Origin of the sequence: Paenibacillus silvae (assembly GCF_014639235.1) — a bacterium.
Classification (GTDB): Bacteria; Bacillota; Bacilli; order Paenibacillales; family Paenibacillaceae; genus Paenibacillus; species Paenibacillus silvae.
The window spans coordinates 1,254,115-1,273,794 of record NZ_BMFU01000001.1 but is presented as its reverse complement, the minus strand read 5'-3'; the positions used below and the strand labels follow the sequence as shown (position 1 = coordinate 1,273,794).

15 protein-coding genes and 2 riboswitches are annotated in these 19,680 nt (G+C 49.3%); of the genes, 11 read left to right on the top strand and 4 right to left on the bottom strand.

Translation table 11 applies throughout. The annotated features are described in order from the left end of the window. The first annotated feature begins 40 nt into the window (after window positions 1-40). From floT to ptsP, 5 genes are all read left to right on the top strand, one after another. Window positions 41-1,597, top strand: a complete 1,557-nt coding sequence (gene floT / locus IEW26_RS05705; protein ID WP_188591584.1) for a flotillin lipid rafts scaffold protein FloT — start codon at window positions 41-43, stop codon at window positions 1,595-1,597. Window positions 1,598-1,760: 163 nt separating this feature from the next. Continuing rightward, window positions 1,761-2,615 carry a glucose PTS transporter transcription antiterminator GlcT gene (gene glcT, locus IEW26_RS05700; RefSeq protein ID WP_188591583.1) on the top strand — a complete coding sequence of 285 codons (855 nt, stop codon included), beginning with the start codon at window positions 1,761-1,763 and terminating at the stop codon, window positions 2,613-2,615. A gap of 287 nt (window positions 2,616-2,902) precedes the next feature. Further along, window positions 2,903-4,960, top strand: coding sequence for a glucose-specific PTS transporter subunit IIBC (gene ptsG, locus IEW26_RS05695; protein WP_188591582.1), 2,058 nt, complete (start codon window positions 2,903-2,905; stop codon window positions 4,958-4,960). 77 nt (window positions 4,961-5,037) lie between these two features. Continuing rightward, window positions 5,038-5,313 carry an HPr family phosphocarrier protein gene (locus tag IEW26_RS05690; protein WP_036617010.1) on the top strand — a complete coding sequence of 92 codons (276 nt, stop codon included), beginning with the start codon at window positions 5,038-5,040 and terminating at the stop codon, window positions 5,311-5,313. After that, the gene (gene ptsP, locus IEW26_RS05685; RefSeq protein WP_188591581.1) at window positions 5,306-7,018 is read left to right on the top strand and encodes a phosphoenolpyruvate--protein phosphotransferase; all 1,713 of its coding nucleotides are present in this window, start codon (window positions 5,306-5,308) and stop codon (window positions 7,016-7,018) included. Before IEW26_RS05690 ends, ptsP begins: the two co-directional genes overlap by 8 nt. A 258-nt stretch (window positions 7,019-7,276) precedes the next feature. Here ptsP and gcvPB read toward each other — a convergent pair whose 3' ends face one another. From gcvPB to gcvT, 3 genes are read right to left on the bottom strand one after another with little or no spacing between them, the layout of a single operon-like run. Continuing rightward, window positions 7,277-8,881, bottom strand: coding sequence for an aminomethyl-transferring glycine dehydrogenase subunit GcvPB (gcvPB, locus tag IEW26_RS05680; protein WP_229729698.1), 1,605 nt, complete (start codon window positions 8,879-8,881; stop codon window positions 7,277-7,279). 8 nt (window positions 8,882-8,889) lie between these two features. Further along, entirely contained in the window at window positions 8,890-10,248 is a 1,359-nt protein-coding gene (gene gcvPA / locus IEW26_RS05675) for an aminomethyl-transferring glycine dehydrogenase subunit GcvPA (RefSeq protein ID WP_188591580.1), read from the bottom strand. Beyond that, window positions 10,245-11,387 carry a glycine cleavage system aminomethyltransferase GcvT gene (gene gcvT, locus IEW26_RS05670; protein ID WP_188591579.1) on the bottom strand — a complete coding sequence of 381 codons (1,143 nt, stop codon included), beginning with the start codon at window positions 11,385-11,387 and terminating at the stop codon, window positions 10,245-10,247. The genes gcvPA and gcvT overlap by 4 nt, the downstream gene beginning before the upstream one ends. A 229-nt stretch (window positions 11,388-11,616) precedes the next feature. Then, window positions 11,617-11,717, bottom strand: a riboswitch (glycine riboswitch). A 3-nt stretch (window positions 11,718-11,720) separates the two neighbouring features. Beyond that, window positions 11,721-11,844, bottom strand: a riboswitch (glycine riboswitch). 345 nt (window positions 11,845-12,189) lie between these two features. Between gcvT and gcvH the strand changes: the two genes are divergently transcribed. From gcvH to IEW26_RS05640, 6 genes are all read left to right on the top strand, one after another. Beyond that, window positions 12,190-12,579, top strand: coding sequence for a glycine cleavage system protein GcvH (gene gcvH, locus IEW26_RS05665; RefSeq protein WP_188591578.1), 390 nt, complete (start codon window positions 12,190-12,192; stop codon window positions 12,577-12,579). A gap of 441 nt (window positions 12,580-13,020) precedes the next feature. Further along, window positions 13,021-14,484 carry a PTS mannitol transporter subunit IIBC gene (locus IEW26_RS05660; protein ID WP_188591577.1) on the top strand — a complete coding sequence of 488 codons (1,464 nt, stop codon included), beginning with the start codon at window positions 13,021-13,023 and terminating at the stop codon, window positions 14,482-14,484. Window positions 14,485-14,549: 65 nt separating this feature from the next. Beyond that, on the top strand, window positions 14,550-16,655 hold the full coding sequence (locus IEW26_RS05655; protein ID WP_188591576.1) for a BglG family transcription antiterminator: 2,106 nt from the start codon (window positions 14,550-14,552) through the stop codon (window positions 16,653-16,655). 1 nt (window position 16,656) lies between these two features. Continuing rightward, window positions 16,657-17,091, top strand: a complete 435-nt coding sequence (locus IEW26_RS05650) for a PTS mannitol transporter subunit IIA (RefSeq protein ID WP_145406106.1) — start codon at window positions 16,657-16,659, stop codon at window positions 17,089-17,091. After that, a complete protein-coding gene (locus tag IEW26_RS05645; RefSeq protein WP_188591575.1) occupies window positions 17,088-18,233 on the top strand; it encodes a mannitol-1-phosphate 5-dehydrogenase in 1,146 nt (381 codons plus the stop codon). The genes IEW26_RS05650 and IEW26_RS05645 overlap by 4 nt, the downstream gene beginning before the upstream one ends. A gap of 16 nt (window positions 18,234-18,249) precedes the next feature. Further along, window positions 18,250-18,396: a hypothetical protein gene (locus IEW26_RS05640; protein WP_188591574.1), complete on the top strand. Its 147-nt coding sequence runs from the start codon at window positions 18,250-18,252 to the stop codon at window positions 18,394-18,396. A gap of 742 nt (window positions 18,397-19,138) precedes the next feature. Here the strand turns inward: IEW26_RS05640 and IEW26_RS05635 are convergent. Further along, on the bottom strand, window positions 19,139-19,384 hold the full coding sequence (locus tag IEW26_RS05635; protein ID WP_111270105.1) for a cysteine-rich CWC family protein: 246 nt from the start codon (window positions 19,382-19,384) through the stop codon (window positions 19,139-19,141). Window positions 19,385-19,680 lie beyond the last annotated feature (296 nt).

Below are 19,680 nucleotides of genomic sequence, written 5' to 3'. Positions count from 1 at the left end.
GTCATTTTAAAATACTTACGAGATAAGGGGAGAGATGTGAATGACAGCTAATCTGGATTGGGATGTGTTATTGATTCCTGTTGTGGTTATAGGGGTTATTTTGATTCTGGGTCTGGCCTTCTGGGCAAGATACAAGACGGTTGGGCCGGATGAAGCGATGATTGTGACAGGTTCATTCCTGGGCAGCAAAAATATATCCGAGGATGATTCCGGGCGCAAAATTAAAATTGTTCGCGGCGGCGGTGCGTTTATTCTTCCTGTGTTCCAGCAATCTGAATTTATCTCCTTGCTTTCACACAAGCTCGATGTCTCCACACCTGAAGTGTACACAGAACAAGGTGTTCCGGTTATAGCTGACGGGGTGGCGATCATCAAGGTTGGAAGCGCTGTAGAGGACGTTGCAACGGCGGCAGAGCAATTTATCGGCAAACCGGTTGACTCTCTTAGAGGCGAAGCGCAGGAAGTGCTGGAGGGCCATTTGCGGGCCATTCTCGGTACGATGACGGTAGAAGAAGTGTATCGGAACCGGGACCGTTTCGCTCAAGAGGTACAGGGCGTGGCAGCTCGGGATTTGAAAAAGATGGGTCTGCAGATCGTTTCCTTTACAATCAAGGATGTTCGTGACAAACAAGGATATCTCGATGCGCTTGGTAAACCAAGAATCGCAGCTGTAAAGCGTGATGCCGAGATTGCCGAAGCAGAAGCGATGCGTGATGCACGGATTCAGAAGGCAAATGCGGAAGAGCAGGGACAAAAAGCCGAGTTGCTTCGTGATACCAACATCGCAGAGGCAGCCAAGGAGAAGGAACTGAAAGTAGCGGCATTTAAACGTGATCAGGATACCGCCAAAGCGGAAGCGGACCAGGCTTATCACATTCAGGAAGCTCGTGCAAGACAGACGGTTGTTGAAGAGCAGATGAAGGTTGAACTCGTACGTAAAGAGCGTGAGATTGACTTGCAAGAAAAAGAAATTACCGTTCGTGAGAAGCAGTATGATGCCGAAGTGAAAAAGAAAGCCGAAGCGGATCGTTACGCGGTGGAACAGGCTGCGGAAGCGGACAAAGCAAAACGCATGCGCGAAGCCGATGCGGTACAATACTCGATCGAAACGCAGGCCAAAGCAACAGCCGAGCAAAAGCGGCTTGAAGGTCAGGCGATTGCGGATGCAGAGCGCGCCAAAGGTACAGCGGATGCAGAGGTTATTCGTCTTCGCGGTCTTGCCGAAGCGGAAGCGAAAGAGAAGCTGGCGGAGGCGTTCCAGAAGTTTGGCGAAGCAGCGGTACTCGATATCATTGTCAAAATGCTGCCTGAGCTGGCTGGTAAAATTGCTGAACCGATCTCATCCATTGATAAGCTGACAGTCGTAGATACAGGCAAAGGTGAAGGGGCTGCGCGTGTCAGCAATTATGTAACCGAACTGATGGCTACAGCACCCGAAATGTTGAAAAGTGTGTCTGGCATCGACGTAGAGCAGCTGATTAAAGGTTTGACGAAAACAAAAGCAGCTGTACCCACCGCTGTGCAATCGAGTGAGCCTGTGAAGGCGACCTCACCAGTGATCGAGAGCCTTGTGGAAAGAAGCGAGAGCAAGGAGTAAGAACTGGCAGCGGCATTACAAGGCTTGTCTATTGACCTTAAGGCGAATTTTTGTTACTTTTTAAGCGAGACGTCCGGCGCGGTTTGCCCGCTCCGGTCGTTTTTTTGTCTGTAACAAGATGTGTGCGGCACATCCAAGATGGTGTGAAAAAAGAGGTGCAAAAATGAGCAGCCTGCATGTAAATAAAGCGCTAAATAATAATGTAATTATTGCACGACATCCCGAGCATGGTGAAGTCGTGGTCATTGGTAAAGGCATCGGCTTTAATCGGAAGCCGAGTGATGACATTCCACTGACGGCTGTGGAGAAAATGTTTATTTTGAAAAACCAGCAGGAGCAGGAGCAGTACAAGCAGCTTCTACCACAGGTAGATGAAGCGTTGATCGAGATTATTAATGAAGTGATTACGTATATTGCAGAGCGTACAGACGTTCCGCTCAATGAACATATTCATATTGCCTTAACGGATCATATTTCTTTTGCCTTGAAACGCAAAGAGCAGGGCATTGTTATTCAGAACCCTTTCTTATACGAAACACGGGAGATATATCCCGATGAGTATCGGATGGGCGAGTATGCGATTCGTTTGATCAAGGAAAAAATGGGTGTGGACTTGGGCCAGGATGAGATCGGGTTTGTGGCTTTGCATATCTATAGTGCGATGACAAACCAGAACATCTCCCAGGTGCGGGAGCATTCGCAGTTAATTACGGATCTGGTGAATCTGGTTGCCGAGCAGCTGGATTATTCGTTTGAAACGCAATCATTGGATTATTCCCGTCTGTTAACCCATCTGCGGTTTGCTCTTGAGCGTATACGCCGCGGAGATAAGGTGGAGGAGCTTCACAAGCTGGATTCGCTGTTAAAATTGGAGTATCCCGAAATGTACTCGCTTGCATGGAAGCTGACCAAGGTGATGGAAAAACGACTCAAGCTGCCTGTTTATCCAGCAGAAGTTGGATACTTAACCATACATCTGCAGCGGCTGAACCAGCGGAAAGAGGAAGAAAATCAGTAAAGTGTGCTCTGAAATAAAACAGGAATAACGTTTTTTTCTGTAAAGGCTTGCAATACGTGCAGAGTGATGCTACAATGGTGACCGTAATCAAGCAACTGAATAAACATAAGCGACGTGTTACTGACTCGATCAGGCATGAGTTAATTTGAGTGTGATTGTTCTACCTTTTTAAGGGTATGCTATACCCCAAGGTAGGCACAGTTCACTTTTATTAGTTCATGCCTTTTTTGTGTTCCCTTGCTTGCATCACGACATATACACTCACATGAAAGGAAGAATACGACGCGATGTTTAAAAAGCTTTTTGGAGTATTGCAAAGAGTAGGTAAGGCGCTCATGCTGCCAGTAGCGATTCTGCCAGCGGCAGGTTTGCTGCTCGGAATTGGTAACATGCTGGTCAATCCTGATTTCTTGCAGTACGTTACTGCGCTCGATACCCCTTGGGTAAACTCGATTGCAACGATCATGATGAACGCAGGTCAGATCGTATTTGATAATCTGGCATTGCTATTTGCGGTCGGTGTAGCGGTCGGACTGGCTGGCGGTGAAGGTGTTGCGGGACTTGCAGCCATCATCGGTTATCTGGTCATGAATGTAACTTTAGGTTCTGCTGTAGGGGTTACGCCTTCCATGATTGGCAAGGTGCCGGGTTATGCAAGTATCCTGGGGATTCCTACATTAAGCACAGGGGTGTTTGGAGGTATCATTATCGGTATCGCCGCAGCACTGTGTTATAATCGGTTCTTTAAAATAGAGCTGCCGTCTTACCTGGGATTCTTCGCGGGTAAACGTTTTGTCCCTATCGTTACTTCAGTCGTTTCCCTGATTCTCGGGTTGCTGCTCGTAGTAATCTGGCCTCCGATTCAGAACGGATTAAATGCGATTTCTCACTTCATGGTGGATACCAGTCCGACCTTGTCGGCTTTCATCTTCGGTGTTGTGGAGCGCTCACTGATTCCGTTCGGTCTGCATCACATTTTCTACTCCCCATTCTGGTTTGAGTTCGGTGAGTATGTGAACAAAGCCGGCGATGTCATTCGCGGAGACCAGAAGATTTTCTTCAGCCAGCTGCGTGATGGTGTTGCGCTGACAGCGGGAACGTTCCAGGTTGGTAAATTCCCGTTCATGATGTTCGGTTTGCCAGCTGCCGCACTTGCGATGTACCATGAAGCAAGACCTGAGCATAAAAAATATGTTGCAGGTATCATGGGTTCTGCTGCACTGACATCGTTCCTGACAGGTATTACAGAGCCGCTTGAGTTCTCGTTCCTGTTTGTAGCACCGATTCTGTTTGCTGTACACTGTATCTTTGCAGGTTTGTCCTTCATGACGATGCAACTGCTTAATGTCAAAATCGGGATGACCTTCTCAGGTGGTTTCATTGACTTCCTGATCTTCGGTATCATTCCAAACCGTACGCCATGGTGGGACGTTATTATCGTTGGTCTGATTCTTGCGGTAATCTATTATTTCGGTTTCCGATTCATTATTCGCAAGTTCAACCTCAAAACGCCTGGACGCGAGGAAGCTTCTGCTGAGGCTGCATCGAGCAGTGGTGCTTCAGGCTCTGCGGATGATCTGCCGCATAACATTCTCGAAGCGTTTGGCGGTAAGGAAAATATCAAACATCTGGATGCATGTATCACTCGTTTGCGGATTGAAGTTAATGAGAAATCGAATGTGCAAAAAGACCGTTTGAAGCAACTGGGTGCATCTGGTGTGCTTGAAGTGGGTAATAATGTTCAAGCCATCTTCGGAACACGTTCCGATACGATTAAATCCCAAATGCAGGATATCATTGCAGGACGTACGCCTGCACCAGCTCCGGCGGCAGAGGTTAAACCAACTCCTGAAGAGGAGAAGGCGCAAGGAGAGCAGGGCGAACGCATTGTACCAGAGGATATCGTTATGCCGGTTAATGGCGAGCTGCTTGATATAACCAACGTACCTGATCCGGTCTTTGCCGAAAAGATGACAGGTGACGGGTTCGCTATTTTGCCACATGATGGCACGATTACCTCACCTGTGTATGGTAAAGTATTTAATGTATTTCCAAGCAAACATGCCGTAGGCATTATGTCCGATGGCGGCAAGGAAGTGCTTGTTCACATAGGTGTCAATACGGTGAAACTGAAAGGTCAAGGTTTCAACGTACTGGTTCAGGAAGGTGACCTGGTATCTGCGGGTCAGCCGATTATGGAAGTGGATCTGGAGTACGTCAAAGCAAATGCTCCGTCCATCATCTCTCCGGTGATTTTCACCAACCTGCCAGAAGGCTCCACCGTCACACTGAAGAAGAGTGGCGTGCTCAAAGTTGGCGATCAGCCGATCATTGAGATAAAATAAGAACTGTTCCAACGATGGCAAGCAAGTGTAAATATACGCAATGCCTAAACTAAACTACCGAAAGCGAGATGATTGTAATGCAACAAACATTCAGAATTACAGACGAAGATGGTATCCACGCACGTCCGGCAACTGCCCTGGTTAATACAGCAAACAAATTCAAAGGTGCAGAATCCTTTGCAGAAGCTAACGGCAAAAAAGTAACATTGAAATCCATTCTGGGCGTTCTTTCCCTCGGCCTGGAGCAAGGTGACACCATCAGCATTATCGTTGAAGGTGAAGGCGAAGCAGAAGCTCTGCAAGCTTTGACTGACGTTATGGTTAACGAAGGGTTGGGCGAAATTAATGCTTAATGTTTCCGGGATCGCGGCTTCGGCGGGTATTGCTATCGCCAAGGCGTTTATCTTGGAGCATCCTGACTACTCTGTAGAAAAACGCCAAATTAACGACGTTGACGCAGAGATCGCTAAACTCGACTCGGCTCTGGGCAAGTCCCGGGCTGAGCTCGAAGCGATCAAAGAGCGTACTTTACAAGAGCTTGGCGAGAAAAAAGCTGAAATTTTCGCATCGCATTTGCTCATTCTGGATGACCCGGAACTGATTGATCCGGTAAAAGCCAAAATTGCGGATGAAATGGTGAATGCTGAATTTGCACTGAATGAAACAGCTTCCCAGTTCATCTCCATGTTTGAAAATATGAAGAGTGCATACCTGCAGGAACGTGCAGCAGATATGCGTGACGTGACAAAGCGTGTGCTAAATCACTTGCTTGGCATCGACTTCATGAGCCCGGCTGAGATCAGTGAAGAAGTGATTGTGCTAGCGGAGGACTTGACCCCTTCCGATACAGCTCAATTGAACCGCCAGTATGTTAAAGGTTTTGCGACGAACATCGGTGGACGGACTTCTCACTCTGCAATCATGGCTCGTTCGCTCGAAATTCCGGCTGTAGTCGGAACGAAGGACATTTTGTCTCAAGCGAAACAAGGCGACCTGATCATTGTTGACGGTCTGGACGGCCACGTTCTGGTTAACCCTACAGACGACGTAGTTGCTGAATACCGTGCCAAACAGGAGCAGTATGATGCACAGCGTGCGGAGTGGAGAAAACTGCGTGACGAACCGACAGTTACCGTGGACAACGTTCATGTGGAGCTTGCTGCAAACATCGGTACACCGAATGATGTAACAGGTGTATTGGAGAACGGTGGCGAAGCCGTAGGTTTGTACCGTACCGAGTTCTTGTATATGGGCAGAGACAAGCTTCCTTCCGAAGACATTCAGTACAATGCTTACAAAGCGGTACTTGAAAAAATGGAAGGTAAACCGGTCGTTGTTCGTACACTCGACATCGGTGGGGACAAAGAGCTTCCTTATCTGGATCTGCCAAAAGAAATGAATCCATTCCTCGGCTTCCGCGCAGTTCGTCTGTGTCTGGACCGTCTGGATATCTTCCGTACACAATTGCGTGCGTTGCTGCGTGCAAGTGTACACGGAAACCTGCGTATCATGTTCCCGATGATCGCAACACTGGGTGAATTCCGTGAAGCAAAAGCTGTCCTGCTCGAAGAGAAGGAAAAGCTGGTCGCTGAAGGGATTGCTGTTTCCGACAGCATTCAACTCGGTATCATGGTCGAAATTCCATCAACAGCTGTAATGGCGGATCAATTCGCCAAAGAAGTGGACTTCTTCAGTATCGGTACAAACGATCTGATCCAGTACACAATGGCTGCTGACCGGATGAACGAGCGTGTATCTTATCTGTACCAGCCTTACAACCCGGCCATTTTGCGTTTGGTTAAAATGGTTATCGATGCAGCGCATCGTGAAGGCAAATGGGCTGGCATGTGCGGTGAGATGGCAGGAGACGAAACAGCAATTCCATTGCTGCTGGGTCTCGGACTGGATGAGTTCAGCATGAGCGCAACTTCCATTCTGCCAGCTCGCAGCCAGATTACCAAGCTGTCCCGTGCGGACATGCAGGAACTGGCAGCCAAAGCGTTGGAAATGCAAACCGCTGAACAAGTGGTTGAACTCGTTCAAAGCATTCAAGCGTAATTTTGCCGGAGTTTCCTCCGGATTTGAGGTTTTCTTTTTCCGAATTAAAGGGCTGCCTTGGGCAGCAATATCGCCGGTGTCCACGAATCAAGTGGGTGCCGGCTTTTTTTGTTTTCACGTTGGAAATATTAGTCGCAATGCACGCTACAAATAAATCCAAAAAATCCCCTTGCACAGTCGAGGGAATACCTCCACCCGCACAAGGGGATGACATGCAGTCAATCAGCAGCAAGTAAATTAACGGTTATAAATCGATGCTCAGCTGCAGGCACAATTCAATACAGGTTTACGTGCCGCGGTCGTTTCATCCAGTCGCGTGACGGGTGTACCATAGGGTGCGTTCAGCACCACTTCAGGTGTTTCTTCCGCCTCTTTGGCGATGCGAATCATCGTATCAATAAACCCGTCGAGCGTTTCTTTGCTTTCGGTCTCGGTTGGCTCAATCATGATACATTCCTCAACATTAAGCGGAAAGTAGATCGTTGGCGGGTGATATCCAAAGTCCAGCAGACGCTTCGCCACATCCAGTGTGCGTACACCGTACTGCTTCAGTCCGCGTCCTGACATCACAAATTCATGCTTGCATACACCCGGATAAGGAATCTCATAGTGAGGTGCGAGACGAGCCATCATATAGTTGGCGTTCAGCACGGCACATTCGGATACACGGCGCAGGCCTTCCGGGCCATAGGTACGAATGTAAGCATAGGCACGAACCAGGATGCCAAAGTTGCCATAGTAGGCTTTTACCCGGCCGATGGATTGATCTCCTTCATAATCCAGTGCATAAACACCCTGATCATTCTGAACAACCATCGGTTTGGGCAGGAACGGGATCAGACGGCTTTTCACACCGACCGGACCTGCACCCGGGCCGCCGCCGCCATGCGGAGTGCTCATCGTTTTGTGCAAGTTCAGATGCACCACATCAAAGCCCATATCCCCTGGCCGTGTAATACCCATGATGGCATTGGAATTGGCTCCGTCGTAATAAAGGAGGCCGCCAGCCTCGTGTACGATCGCCGCAATCTCTTGAATGTGCTTCTCAAACAAGCCGAGTGTATTCGGATTTGTCAGCATCAATGCAGCGGTATCCGTTCCAACCGCCGCACGCAGCGCCTCCAGATCAACAAGACCGTCTGTACGGGAAGGAATAGTGACCGTTTCGAATCCAGCCACCGTTGCGCTGGCCGGGTTCGTGCCGTGAGAGGAGTCGGGCACGATAACTTTGGTACGAAGCTCGCCGCGACTTTCGTGATAAGCGCGAATCATCATCAGTCCGGTCCATTCGCCATGTGCACCTGCAGCCGGCTGCAGGGTTACGGCATCCATGCCAGTCAGCCCGGCCAGATCCTGTTGTAACGTATACAGCAGTTCCAGCGCACCTTGAAGGCTTGATTCATGCTGGTAAGGATGGATTTTGGCAAACCCGTTATACCGGGCAACATCCTCGTTAATCTTCGGATTGTATTTCATCGTACAGGAGCCAAGCGGGTAAAATCCGTTATCTACCCCGAAGTTGCGGCGGGATAATGCCGTATAGTGGCGAATGACATCCACTTCAAATACTTCCGGCAAGGCTGCAGCTTCTGAGCGCAGCATTTCCCGGGGAATCAACGTATCGGCCTCCAGACGGGGCACATCACACTCCGGCAGGGAATAAGCTACGCGGCCCGGGCTGCTCAATTCAAAGATCAATGTTTGCTCGGGAGCAGCCGATGATGAAGTTTGCAGATTGGCAGCTGCGGATTGCACATCAGTCTCGGACTGCTGATTCGCAGGTTGAACCGCACCAGTTGTATCAGAATGTGAATTTGTCTGACCTTCCGATGATGCTCTTGAAGCGGTCGCTTTTGTTGTCATTTCCTGAGTCACAGTGATCCCTCCAATACACGTGCGAATTCGTCAATCTCTTCTTTGCTGCGACGTTCGGTAACCGCGATGAGCATATGTCCTGCAAGCTCTGGATAGCTCTTTCCAAGCTCATAACCACCGATGAAGCCTGCATCCAGCAGCTTCAGCTGGAGGGCATCCATGTCGCTTCCTTCCGGAAGCTGGATCACAAACTCGTTAAAGGTAGGAGCTGAGAAAGTCAGGCTTACACCCGGGATCGCTTTGAACTTCTGGAGTGCATAGTGGCTTTTCTGTAAATTCAGGTCAGCGACATCGATCATGCCCTGTCTTCCCATAGTGGACATGTAAACGGAAGCACTTAACGCGAGCAAGGCCTGATTCGAGCAGATGTTGGACGTCGCTTTTTCGCGGCGGATGTGCTGCTCGCGTGCTTGCAGCGTCAGCACGAAGCCACGTTTGCCGTTGCGGTCGGTGGTCTGACCGACGATACGACCGGGAATCCGGCGCATGTGAGCCTGGGACACGGCGAAGTATCCGCAAGTGGGTCCGCCAAGCGAAGCGGCGATTCCAAGGGGCTGCGCATCGCCTACTACGATGTCAGCACCCAGCTTGCCTGGGGCTTCCAGCAGACCGAGCGACAGCGGGTTGGCGCTCACAACGAGCAGGCCTTTGTGTGCATGCACAAGGTCAGCAGCCTGTTTTACATTTTCCACAGCACCGAAGAAGTTGGGGCTTTGAATCATAACTGCCGCAGTGTCGTCCGAAATGGCTGCTTGCAGGGCATCCCAGTCCGTCACACCATCCTTGTAACCAATCTCCACGATCTCCAGACTCAAGCCATGTGCATAAGCCTGTAATACTTGACGGGCCTCCGGGTGAACGGTGCGGGATACGATAAGCTGTTTGCGGCGTGTGGCAGCTGCGGCGAGATTACCTGCTTCGGCAAATGCGGTTGCACCATCATACATGCTCGCGTTGGCCACGGCCATGCCCGTCAGCTCACAGATATAGGATTGAAATTCAAAGATCGCTTGCAGCTCCCCTTGGCTGATCTCAGGCTGATAAGGGGTGTAGGCGGTATAGAACTCCGAACGGGAAATAACATGGTTAATGACAGAAGGGATGTGATGGTCGTAGATGCCTGCGCCGAGAAAGCTGGCGTGTGTCTCGAAGTTGGCATTTTTACCGGCTTGCTTGGACATGTGACGGGTTAAGGCATATTCATCCAGTTTGGAGGATACGGGCAGCTCGCCCTGATAACGAATCTCCTGCGGGATGTCTTTGAACAGATCTTCGATCGTATCCACACCAATCGTGGCGAGCATCGCGCTCTGGTCCTGTTCAGTCATGGGGATATAGCGGTGCTTGCTCGTCATGCTTGCTCAGCTCCTTGGGTAGGGGTCTTTGAAGTACGTGTCCGTTTATGAAAAGGGGTTCTGACGACCTCGGCTTTCAGCTTTTTGCCACGAATCTCAATCTCCAGCGGTGTGCCCAGTGCGGCATGTCTGGCATCAATCAGGGCAAGGCCCAGATTACGCTTCAAGGTTGGTGATTGGGTACCTGTTGTCACTTCTCCAATCTGCACGTCACCTGTGTAGATCGGATAATGCGGACGCGGAATGCCGCGCTCCAGCACTTCAATGCCAACGAGCTTGCGGGCAGGACCGTCATTTTTCTGCTTCAGCAGAGCTTCGTGTCCGATAAAAGGTCCGGCATTCAGCTTCACAAACATGCCAAGACCTGCCTCCAGTGGAGAGATGGTAGGAGACAGCTCCTGGCCATACAAAGGCAGCTTCGCTTCAAATCGAAGTGTATCACGAGCGCCAAGTCCTGCCGGAACCAGACCCAGATCAGCACCGGCTTCCATCAATCCGTTCCATACCAGAGCAGCCTGTTCTGCTGAAACGTACAGTTCAAAGCCATCCTCTCCCGTATATCCGGTACGCGATAACAGCAGGCTGACCCCGCATACGCTGGCATCCTGTACAAAACGGAAAGGTTCGATCGAAGCTGCATCCGTGCCCGTGCCTGTAACTTTGCCGAGAATTTCGACTGCCAGAGGACCCTGCAGTGCAAGCAAAGCCGTCTGCTCCGAAACATTGGTCATGTTCACGCCAGGAGTCATGTGTTCTTGCAGCCAAGCCCAATCCTTGTCGATATTGGAGGCATTCACAACGAGCATATAGTGCTGCTCCGCCAGCTTGTAGATCAGCAGATCATCCACCACGCCGCCATCAGGATAACACATCAGGGTATATTGGGCCTGGCCCGGTACGATTGTGGTTACATCATTGGTGGTCATGCGTTGTAAAAAGGCTTCCGCCTGCTCTCCCGTTACGGTGAATTCACCCATATGGGACACATCAAACAGCCCGGCACGCTCACGCACCGCTTCATGCTCCTTTTGAATACCGCTGAACTGCACCGGGAGCTCCCAGCCTCCAAAATCGATGCAGCGTACGCCTTCATATTGAGCATATAGGGGGAAGAGTGGTGTTCTTAATAAGTCGGACATCCAATCACCTCGTCAAGGGCCGTTATCGGGCCAAGTATAGAAACGCGAAATCTGTGAATCAGGTATAGATGCTAAATAACAAGCACATTCATAAGTATTGGATGAAGTCGTTTTATGAAAGACACGCTGCCAAAGGCCGACGATTCGATATCCTGCATTCTTTTTTGGGGAAAAAGGAAAAGGACAGGCCAAAGAACCGGCATGCCATATAGCACGCTGTATTCTTAGGCTCTGTCCCTTGTACCTGAGAGTTACCCCGCCGCTAGTGCAGACAGGTTTCCCCTTGGGTGATCATAACGTCCTTTAAGGACGATTAGATGCTCTCCAGAGTTGCGTCCTGTAAAAGTCCTTTTGCCTGAGAGATTCACCTCCGCTTGTCGGTGGTTTACTCCTTCGGCGCCGCCTTAAGTACATCCCCAGAACGGGTGTCACAGGCAGTCTCTCCCTTTACATTCATCCGCGGTTCATACGTAATGCAATTCAATTCAGTTGCTACTCTCATTAAAACGTGAATCCAATCATGATGTCAAGAACAATATCATTAAACTTGTATAAAAGACGAATATTATACTATTTATTGAATATAACGTTCGTGTATTTAAAATGAGTGCGTTTACTATGTTATTATTCTCCAGTATATGTAGAAAGAGTGCATTTTGGTGATGGGAACACCGGCATGAATTTCGAATAAATTGTAAGCTATATTGACATTTGAATGCGAAATATTTACGCTGTTGTTTGGGGAAGAGGTAAAGGTCAAAGAACGCATGCACTCATTATTGAAGAAGCGAGGCGGATATGGATGAGCGAATTGAGAAGTGATTTCCTGTACAGTGAAGAGCATGAGTGGGTGAAAACCGTTGGAGAGCATACCGTTCGGATCGGCATTACCGAGTTCGCACAGCATCAGCTGGGTGACATTGTGTTTGTAGAACTGCCTGACCTTGAAGCAAGTGTCGCTGCGGCCGAGAGCATCGGAACCATTGAATCGGTGAAAACGGTGTCGGACTTATTTTCGCCTGTTAGCGGTACGATTGTTGCAGTCAATGAAGCGCTGCAGGACTCGCCGGAACTGGTGAACAGCTCTCCTTATGAAGAAGGCTGGATGATTGAAATCCGTGTTGAGGGAGATTTGCAGGCGGCTCTATCCGCACTTCTGAATGCGGACGCTTATCAGAAGCATATCGAGTAGATGATGCACTGCATGATCGGATTGATTTGTACTTACTGACATATATATTATCATATAAACTTAAAAAATGATGTTCTTTGAACCTGTGTGGGCTGACAGCTCATGCAGGTTTTTTGATGTTTTTGCAGGAGTAGATGAACGGTTTCTGAGCCTTAATCATATGAATTCAGGATAAAAATGGGGAGTGCGGACCAAGCTATGATACTGCTTCCTGTACTGTATATGATCTGGATCATAGCTCGAGAAAACCTTGTGTATCAAGGGTTTAAAGGAATATGAATGCAAAAAAGCGATTACATAATCTAATGTTGTCATCATTGTTCATGACGAAAGTACGCTTTCATTTGATTGAACAGCAGCGGTTTCTCGCTTAGGATTACAGCAGGGATGCATGACACCCCTTTCAAATTTATAATGACTTGATTCAAGGAGGATAAACCAATGAGTAATTTGGACCAAACGTCCAATTCCAAGGGTGGGTTACGTGTCGGTGTGCAGCGCTTTGGACGATTCCTGAGCGGCATGGTTATGCCTAATATGGGCGCGTTTATTGCTTGGGGATTAATCACCGCGATGTTTATCAAAACAGGCTGGTTCCCGAATGAAACGCTGTCACAGCTCGTTGATCCGATGATTAAATATTTACTGCCGCTGCTGATCGGTTATACCGGGGGTACGATGGTGCATGGAACACGCGGCGGGGTCGTCGGGGCGATTATGACGATAGGTGTCATTGTAGGCAGTGACATTCCGATGTTCCTTGGGGCCATGATTGCGGGGCCGTTCGGGGCGTGGGTGATCAAAAAATTTGATAAATCGGTAGAGGGCAAGATCAGAGCCGGTTTTGAAATGCTGGTCAACAATTTCTCGGCCGGAATTATCGGCGGTATTTTGGGCATCATTGCCTTATTGGGGATCGGACCTGCCGTAGAGGCCATCAGCAAGGTGCTGTCTGCAGGCGTACAGGGTTTGATGAACCTGGGTTTGCTGCCGCTGGTCAACCTGATCATTGAACCAGGTAAAGTATTATTCCTGAATAATGCAATTAACCACGGGATATTGACACCGATTGCTACAGATCAGGCAAGAGAACTGGGTCAGTCCGTGCTTTATATGCTGGAATCCAACCCCGGGCCGGGTCTGGGGATTTTGCTGGCATACTGCTTCTTCGGACGGGGAACAGCGAGATCATCTGCACCGGGTGCGGTCATTATTCATTTCTTCGGCGGAATTCACGAAATTTATTTCCCTTACATTCTGATGAGACCGATTCTGATTCTGGCCGCTATCGCTGGTGGTGTAACAGGGACATTGACGTTCATGCTGACAGGAGCAGGACTGGTGTCGGCACCGTCACCGGGCAGTATCATTGCTTATTTCCTGCTGACGCCGAAAGGTGGATACATCCCGATGCTTGCAGGAGTTATCGTTGCTGCGGTTGTTTCCTTCCTGGTGGCCTCTCTGCTGCTCAAAACGGGTAAACAGAAGGATGAAGATCTGGAATCGGCCTCCAGCCGAATGAAGGACATGAAGAGTCAAGGCAATACGGCAAATGCAGCCATTACGGCAGATAACCGTGATGCAGACAGAGCAGCAAATATCGGTATCTCTGCAGCTGCCAAAGCCAAAGCAGATGTGAAAAAGATTGTATTCTCCTGTGATGCAGGTATGGGATCAAGTGCCATGGGCGCTTCCATTCTTCGCAAGAAGATGAAAGCCGAGGGAATCGACGTTGCCGTAACCAACACGGCGATCAGTGAGATTCCGCAGGATGCTGACGTTGTAATCACGCAAAAAACATTAACGGATCGAGCGCGTACAGTCGCACCGAATGCAGAGCATATATCCATTGACAACTTCCTAAAAAGCCCGGAATACGATGCGCTTGTTGAACGTTTGAAGTAAGCAGTGATCCACTGCGATACAGCTTTAAACTAAGCAGCCGTTTTCCAAGAGCCGGAGGCTGAGATATGAGTATTACCAAAAGACAACGTGAAATTGTGGAGTTCCTGCTGGAGCATCCTCATGAAGTCACGGCCGGCGAAATCGCCGTTGAAGTAAAAGTGAGTACCCGTACTGTGCATCGTGAGCTGCTGATGATCGAACAATGGCTTGAGCCGCTCGGTATGCGATTGGAAAAAAAATCGGGGACCGGCATTCGGATTGATTCCGGTTCCGGTTCAGACGACCTCAGTGCATTACGCCAGAAGCTGGAAGGTCATGAATATATAGAGTTTACGCCGGAAGAGCGTAAGCTCTTCATGCTTTGCATCCTGCTGGAAGAGGCGGAGCCAGTCAAGCTGCTTGCTCTTGCTTCTGATCTGAAGGTGACGGTGTCTACCGTCACGACCGACCTGGATGATCTGGAATCCCGCATTCGTCAGGCGGGGCTGAAGCTGGTACGAAGGCGAGGATACGGGGTCAAAATTACCGGCAGTGAGGCGGTTCACCGCAGAGCGATTGCCGCGCTGGCTCTGGAAGTGCTGGATGAGTCGGACCTTTTCGGCAGACAGCCAGAGCAGGGCGGTTCCATCGTGAATCAAAAGCTGCTGCGAATGATTGGGCATAGCGATGTGCTTACGATTGAAAATGCATTATGGCAGCCGGATATCGAATGGCTCGAAAAAATTCCTGAACGGCAGTATATGAAGCTGCTTATTCAACTATCAGCGGCAGTTGTTCGTATACGCAAAGGGTTCCATATAGAACGTGCAGGAACAGGATCGGCTGCAGCTGTCAGCACTATGGCAGAGACGCATGAAGCACGAGTACCCGCATTTATGGCTTCCCGTCTATGCAGTGTATTATCCTCACGGCTTGGCATGAGCTTCTCCGATGAGGAGCAGAACTATTTTCACCAGTTGCTAATCGAGACCGAGCAGCAGCTTCACTCCTCCGGTCTGCTCCCGATTGATGATCTGATTCTGATGGATCGGGTGCATTCGCTTACGGATCAGATGCAGGAAAGAACAGGGTATGCCTTTCATGAGGATCGTTTGCTTCGGGAAGGCCTGATTGCTCACATGATTCCGGTGATGGAACGTCTTGAAGGGCATCAGGTCATACGCAATCCGCTGTTACAGCAGATTCGCAAGGATTATGAGTTACTGTTCGAGCAGGTAAGAACGGCGGTGTTACAAGCATGGCCGGCAGCAGAGGTACCGGACGAGGAGATCGGTTTTCTGGTTATGCATTTTGGCGCGTCCATTGAGCGGCTGCGCGCGTTAAAGCAGGACATTCGTGCAATTGTGGTGTGCAACAGCGGCATAGGCTCGTCCCGCATGCTGTCCAGTCGGCTGTCCAAGGAGTTCCCGGAAATTCAGATTATAGACAGCGTGTCCTGGTACGAGGCCGCCCGAGTTCCGGCTGAGGAATATGATCTTGTGTTATCCACCGTTGATCTGCCGATGGAGGAAGATCAGTATTACAAGGTCAGCCCGCTGTTAACCGCAGAAGAAAGTGAGCGGCTGCGCCATTTTATCAAAACGACAACGTTACAGCGGCAGCACCGCAAACCTCGCGAGATGGGAAACGAGACCCTGAATCGTTATTCTGACCCGGATACGATGGAGGCAACACTGCTTGAGATTGTACGTGTCATTGGCAAGTTTCAGGTACATGCCCTGGATAATGCTCATCTTGATTTTGCTCAAAGTGTGCTTGCCATGTGTAAGGTTGCACATCGAGCAGGTGTACTGAAGGACCCGGGAGAGGTTGCGAAGCTGCTGGAGGTTCGTGAGTCGATGGGAAGTCAGAAGATTCCCGGCACCAGGCTGGCTCTGTTCCATACAAGAAGTGAGAGCATCTACAGGCCTTCCATCAGTCTGTTCCAGCTTGAGGAACCGCTGCTTCAGACGATGGATGATCCCGAGGGCGTCAGTCATGTGTTATTGATGCTGGGTCCGAAGGAATTGTCCAAGGAAAGCCTCGAGGTTCTCAGCGAGATTAGCGCATTACTGTTACAGGAAGAGATGATTATGTTGCTGGGTAAAGGGAGCAGAGATGAAATTATTCATTATCTGTCCCGGGAGCTGGTTGGATTTTATCGCAGCAAAAACGAAATTGGAGGGCATTAACATGAGTATGTTAACAACAGACAAAGTCATCATGAACGCAACGGCTCAGGATAAATATGAGGCTATTCGTATGGCAGGACAGATATTGAAGGACGCAGGGCATATTACGGCGGATTATATTGACAAAATGCTGGAGCGTGAAGAGATTGTCTCCACGTATGTTGGCAACGGGCTTGCCATTCCACACGGTACGAAGGAGTCCAAATCGGCCATCCTGTCTACAGGCATTTCGGTAATTCAATTCCCGCAGGGGGTTGATTTTGGAGAGGAAAAGGCCTACATGGTCATCGGCATCGCCGCACAAGGCGGAGAGCATATGGAGATTCTGACCAGCATTGCGGTCATCTGTGCCGAGGAAGAAAATATGGAAGCACTGCGTCAGGCGAAAACAGCAGAGGAAGTCATCACTATTCTCGAAAGTGAAATGGAGCTATGAAGGCTCTCCACTTTGGCGCAGGTAACATTGGACGTGGATTTATCGGCTTGCTTCTCTCCCGTGCGGGATATGAGGTAACGTTCTCGGATGTGAATCAGGAGCTGGTGCATGCTCTTCAGGAGCGAGGGCGATACACTGTGGAGCTTGCCAACGAGAGCAAGGATGAGGAGACGGTGAGCGGAGTAACAGCTATTGACGGCCGCGATCTGCAGAGGGTCGCAGAGGCCGTAGCTGAAACGGACCTGGTGACAACCGCAGTTGGTGTGGGGGTACTGAAACATATTGCGCCAGGCATTGCGAAAGGTTTGGAGCAAAGAAGGCAAGCCGGTACTGTGCACAAGCCGCTGCATATTATCGCATGTGAGAATGCGATCGGTGGAAGCACCCAGCTGAAAGAGCATGTGTATGCTTTGCTGGATGAGCAGGCTCGCGCGTTTGCTGATGAATATGTTTACTTTCCGAATTCGGCGGTAGACCGGATTGTACCTATTCAGAATCATGCAGACCCGCTGCATGTCCAGGTGGAACCTTTTTACGAATGGGTGGTGGATCGCTCCCAGATGGCGCCTGCCTTCAAACCAATAAATGGTGTCGTCTATGTGCATGATCTGGAGCCGTACATTGAGCGCAAATTGTTTACTGTCAATACCGGGCACTGCGTTGCCGCATACATCGGGTATGTGCACGGATATGATACGATTCAGCAAGCCATCGCCGACGAAAAAGTAAAATCTGTTGTATACGGGGCTTTGCAGGAAACGGGGCAGGTGCTTGTTCAACGCTTTGGCTTTAACCCGGAGGAGCATGAGCAGTATATTGTAAAAATATTGGGCCGGTTCGTTAACCCTTATCTGACCGATGAGGTAACCCGTGTGGGACGCTCGCCGCTGCGCAAGCTTTCCCCGAATGATCGTCTCGTTCGCCCGGCGCTGCTGGCTTATGCTGAAGGAATTCCTGTGACTCATCTGGCTACGGGCATGGCAGCGGCCTGCAAGTTCGATGTCTCCGATGACCCCGAAGCAGTTGAGTTGCAAAGCCTGATTCGCGAAAGGGACGTGGCGGCAGCCTTGTCACACTATACCGGTATAGAAGAAGGACATCCGGTGCTGGTGGAAGCGGTGAAACAGTACCATCAGATGTGATGGGGGATGCTCTTGCTTGTGGCTGACCACCCTCGTCAATGAAGCAGGGCACTGCGTGCTGGGAGCTGCACTGGTCAATAGCAATGCCAGTGTCACAGTCTGCCAGGTCAGTAGCTGGTGTATTGAGCATATGGTGGGTGAAAAAGGAGAAGGAACAAGATAATTCAATTCATTCTAAGGTAGAAAAACGGGGATAACGCTATAAGTTTAGCTAGTGCTAAACACTTATCATCTATTTATACGGAATTATAGATATGATAAGAAAGTTAGAGAGTGTACTGAAAGGTTTTTCGTACAGCCGATCATCTTCATTATATAGAAATAAAGAAACCCTCCTCTGTAATGGTTGTTGCACTGAAGTTCACACCATTGCTGCGAGAGGGGTTTCTTTCGTTATTGGGTAAATCGAGTTCTAACGAATCGTACGAACGCTATTTGGGTGATTTTAATGAATTTGCACATCTAACGAATCCTAATGACGCTATTTGCCTCAAAATGAGCAAAAAGTGGTGATTTGCAGCCTCAAATCGGCAAATAGCGTTTCTCAGAATCGTTAGGTTTGAGAATGGCCTCAAATCAACGAAATAACGTCTCCACGAATCGTTAGCCTTGGACAGTAATGTGACTGGACGAAGATGTTAGAGAGTTGCAGCTCAGCGTCGTTCCACAAGTTACATTTATTTATGTTACCTGCGAACCGTGCAACCTTTACCTATCTAATTTACTCGCTAGTTTGCGCCACAGTTATACCTGTACACGAATCGTTAGCCTTGGACAGTAATGTGACTGGACCAAGATGTTGGAGAGTTGCAGCTCAGCGTCGTTCCACAAGTTACATTTAATTATGTTACCAGCGACCTTTGCGACCTCAGCCGATCTAATTTACTCGCTAGTTTGCGCCACAGCTATACCTGTTCACGTACGTAGGTGTCCAGACATCGCTGACATATACAGGATTTGCGGCGTTGCTCAGCCGGGATACGCTCAAACACACCTTCAGGGAAAGAGGCTTTATTGCACCAGCACTCTGAATGTGGCTTGCCTGCAGCGTAGGAACAACCGTTGCTTTCTCCGCAAAGTGGACATACAAGCTCGTTGACCGCATTTGTTTTACTTTGATTGCTGTGATTACTGTCCTGTGTATCCTTCATATTGTTCCTCCTTGTTCTACATACCCAACCCGTTGCTGTATTGCTCATCTATACATCCACCATTCACTGATGAACACATTTACCCAAACCTTCCTACTTTCATACATATCTCATCCATCTAGCCATTCATCTACTGACGCATCTAGCCATCCATCTACCAATGCATTCCTACTAGCCATTCATCCATACATTACGAATTCATCCCGACCATACATCGATACAGCCATAAGCTACCATTCATTGTTCATCATACATCTATCTTACCTGCATCTGATATCTGGACATTAATCTATCTT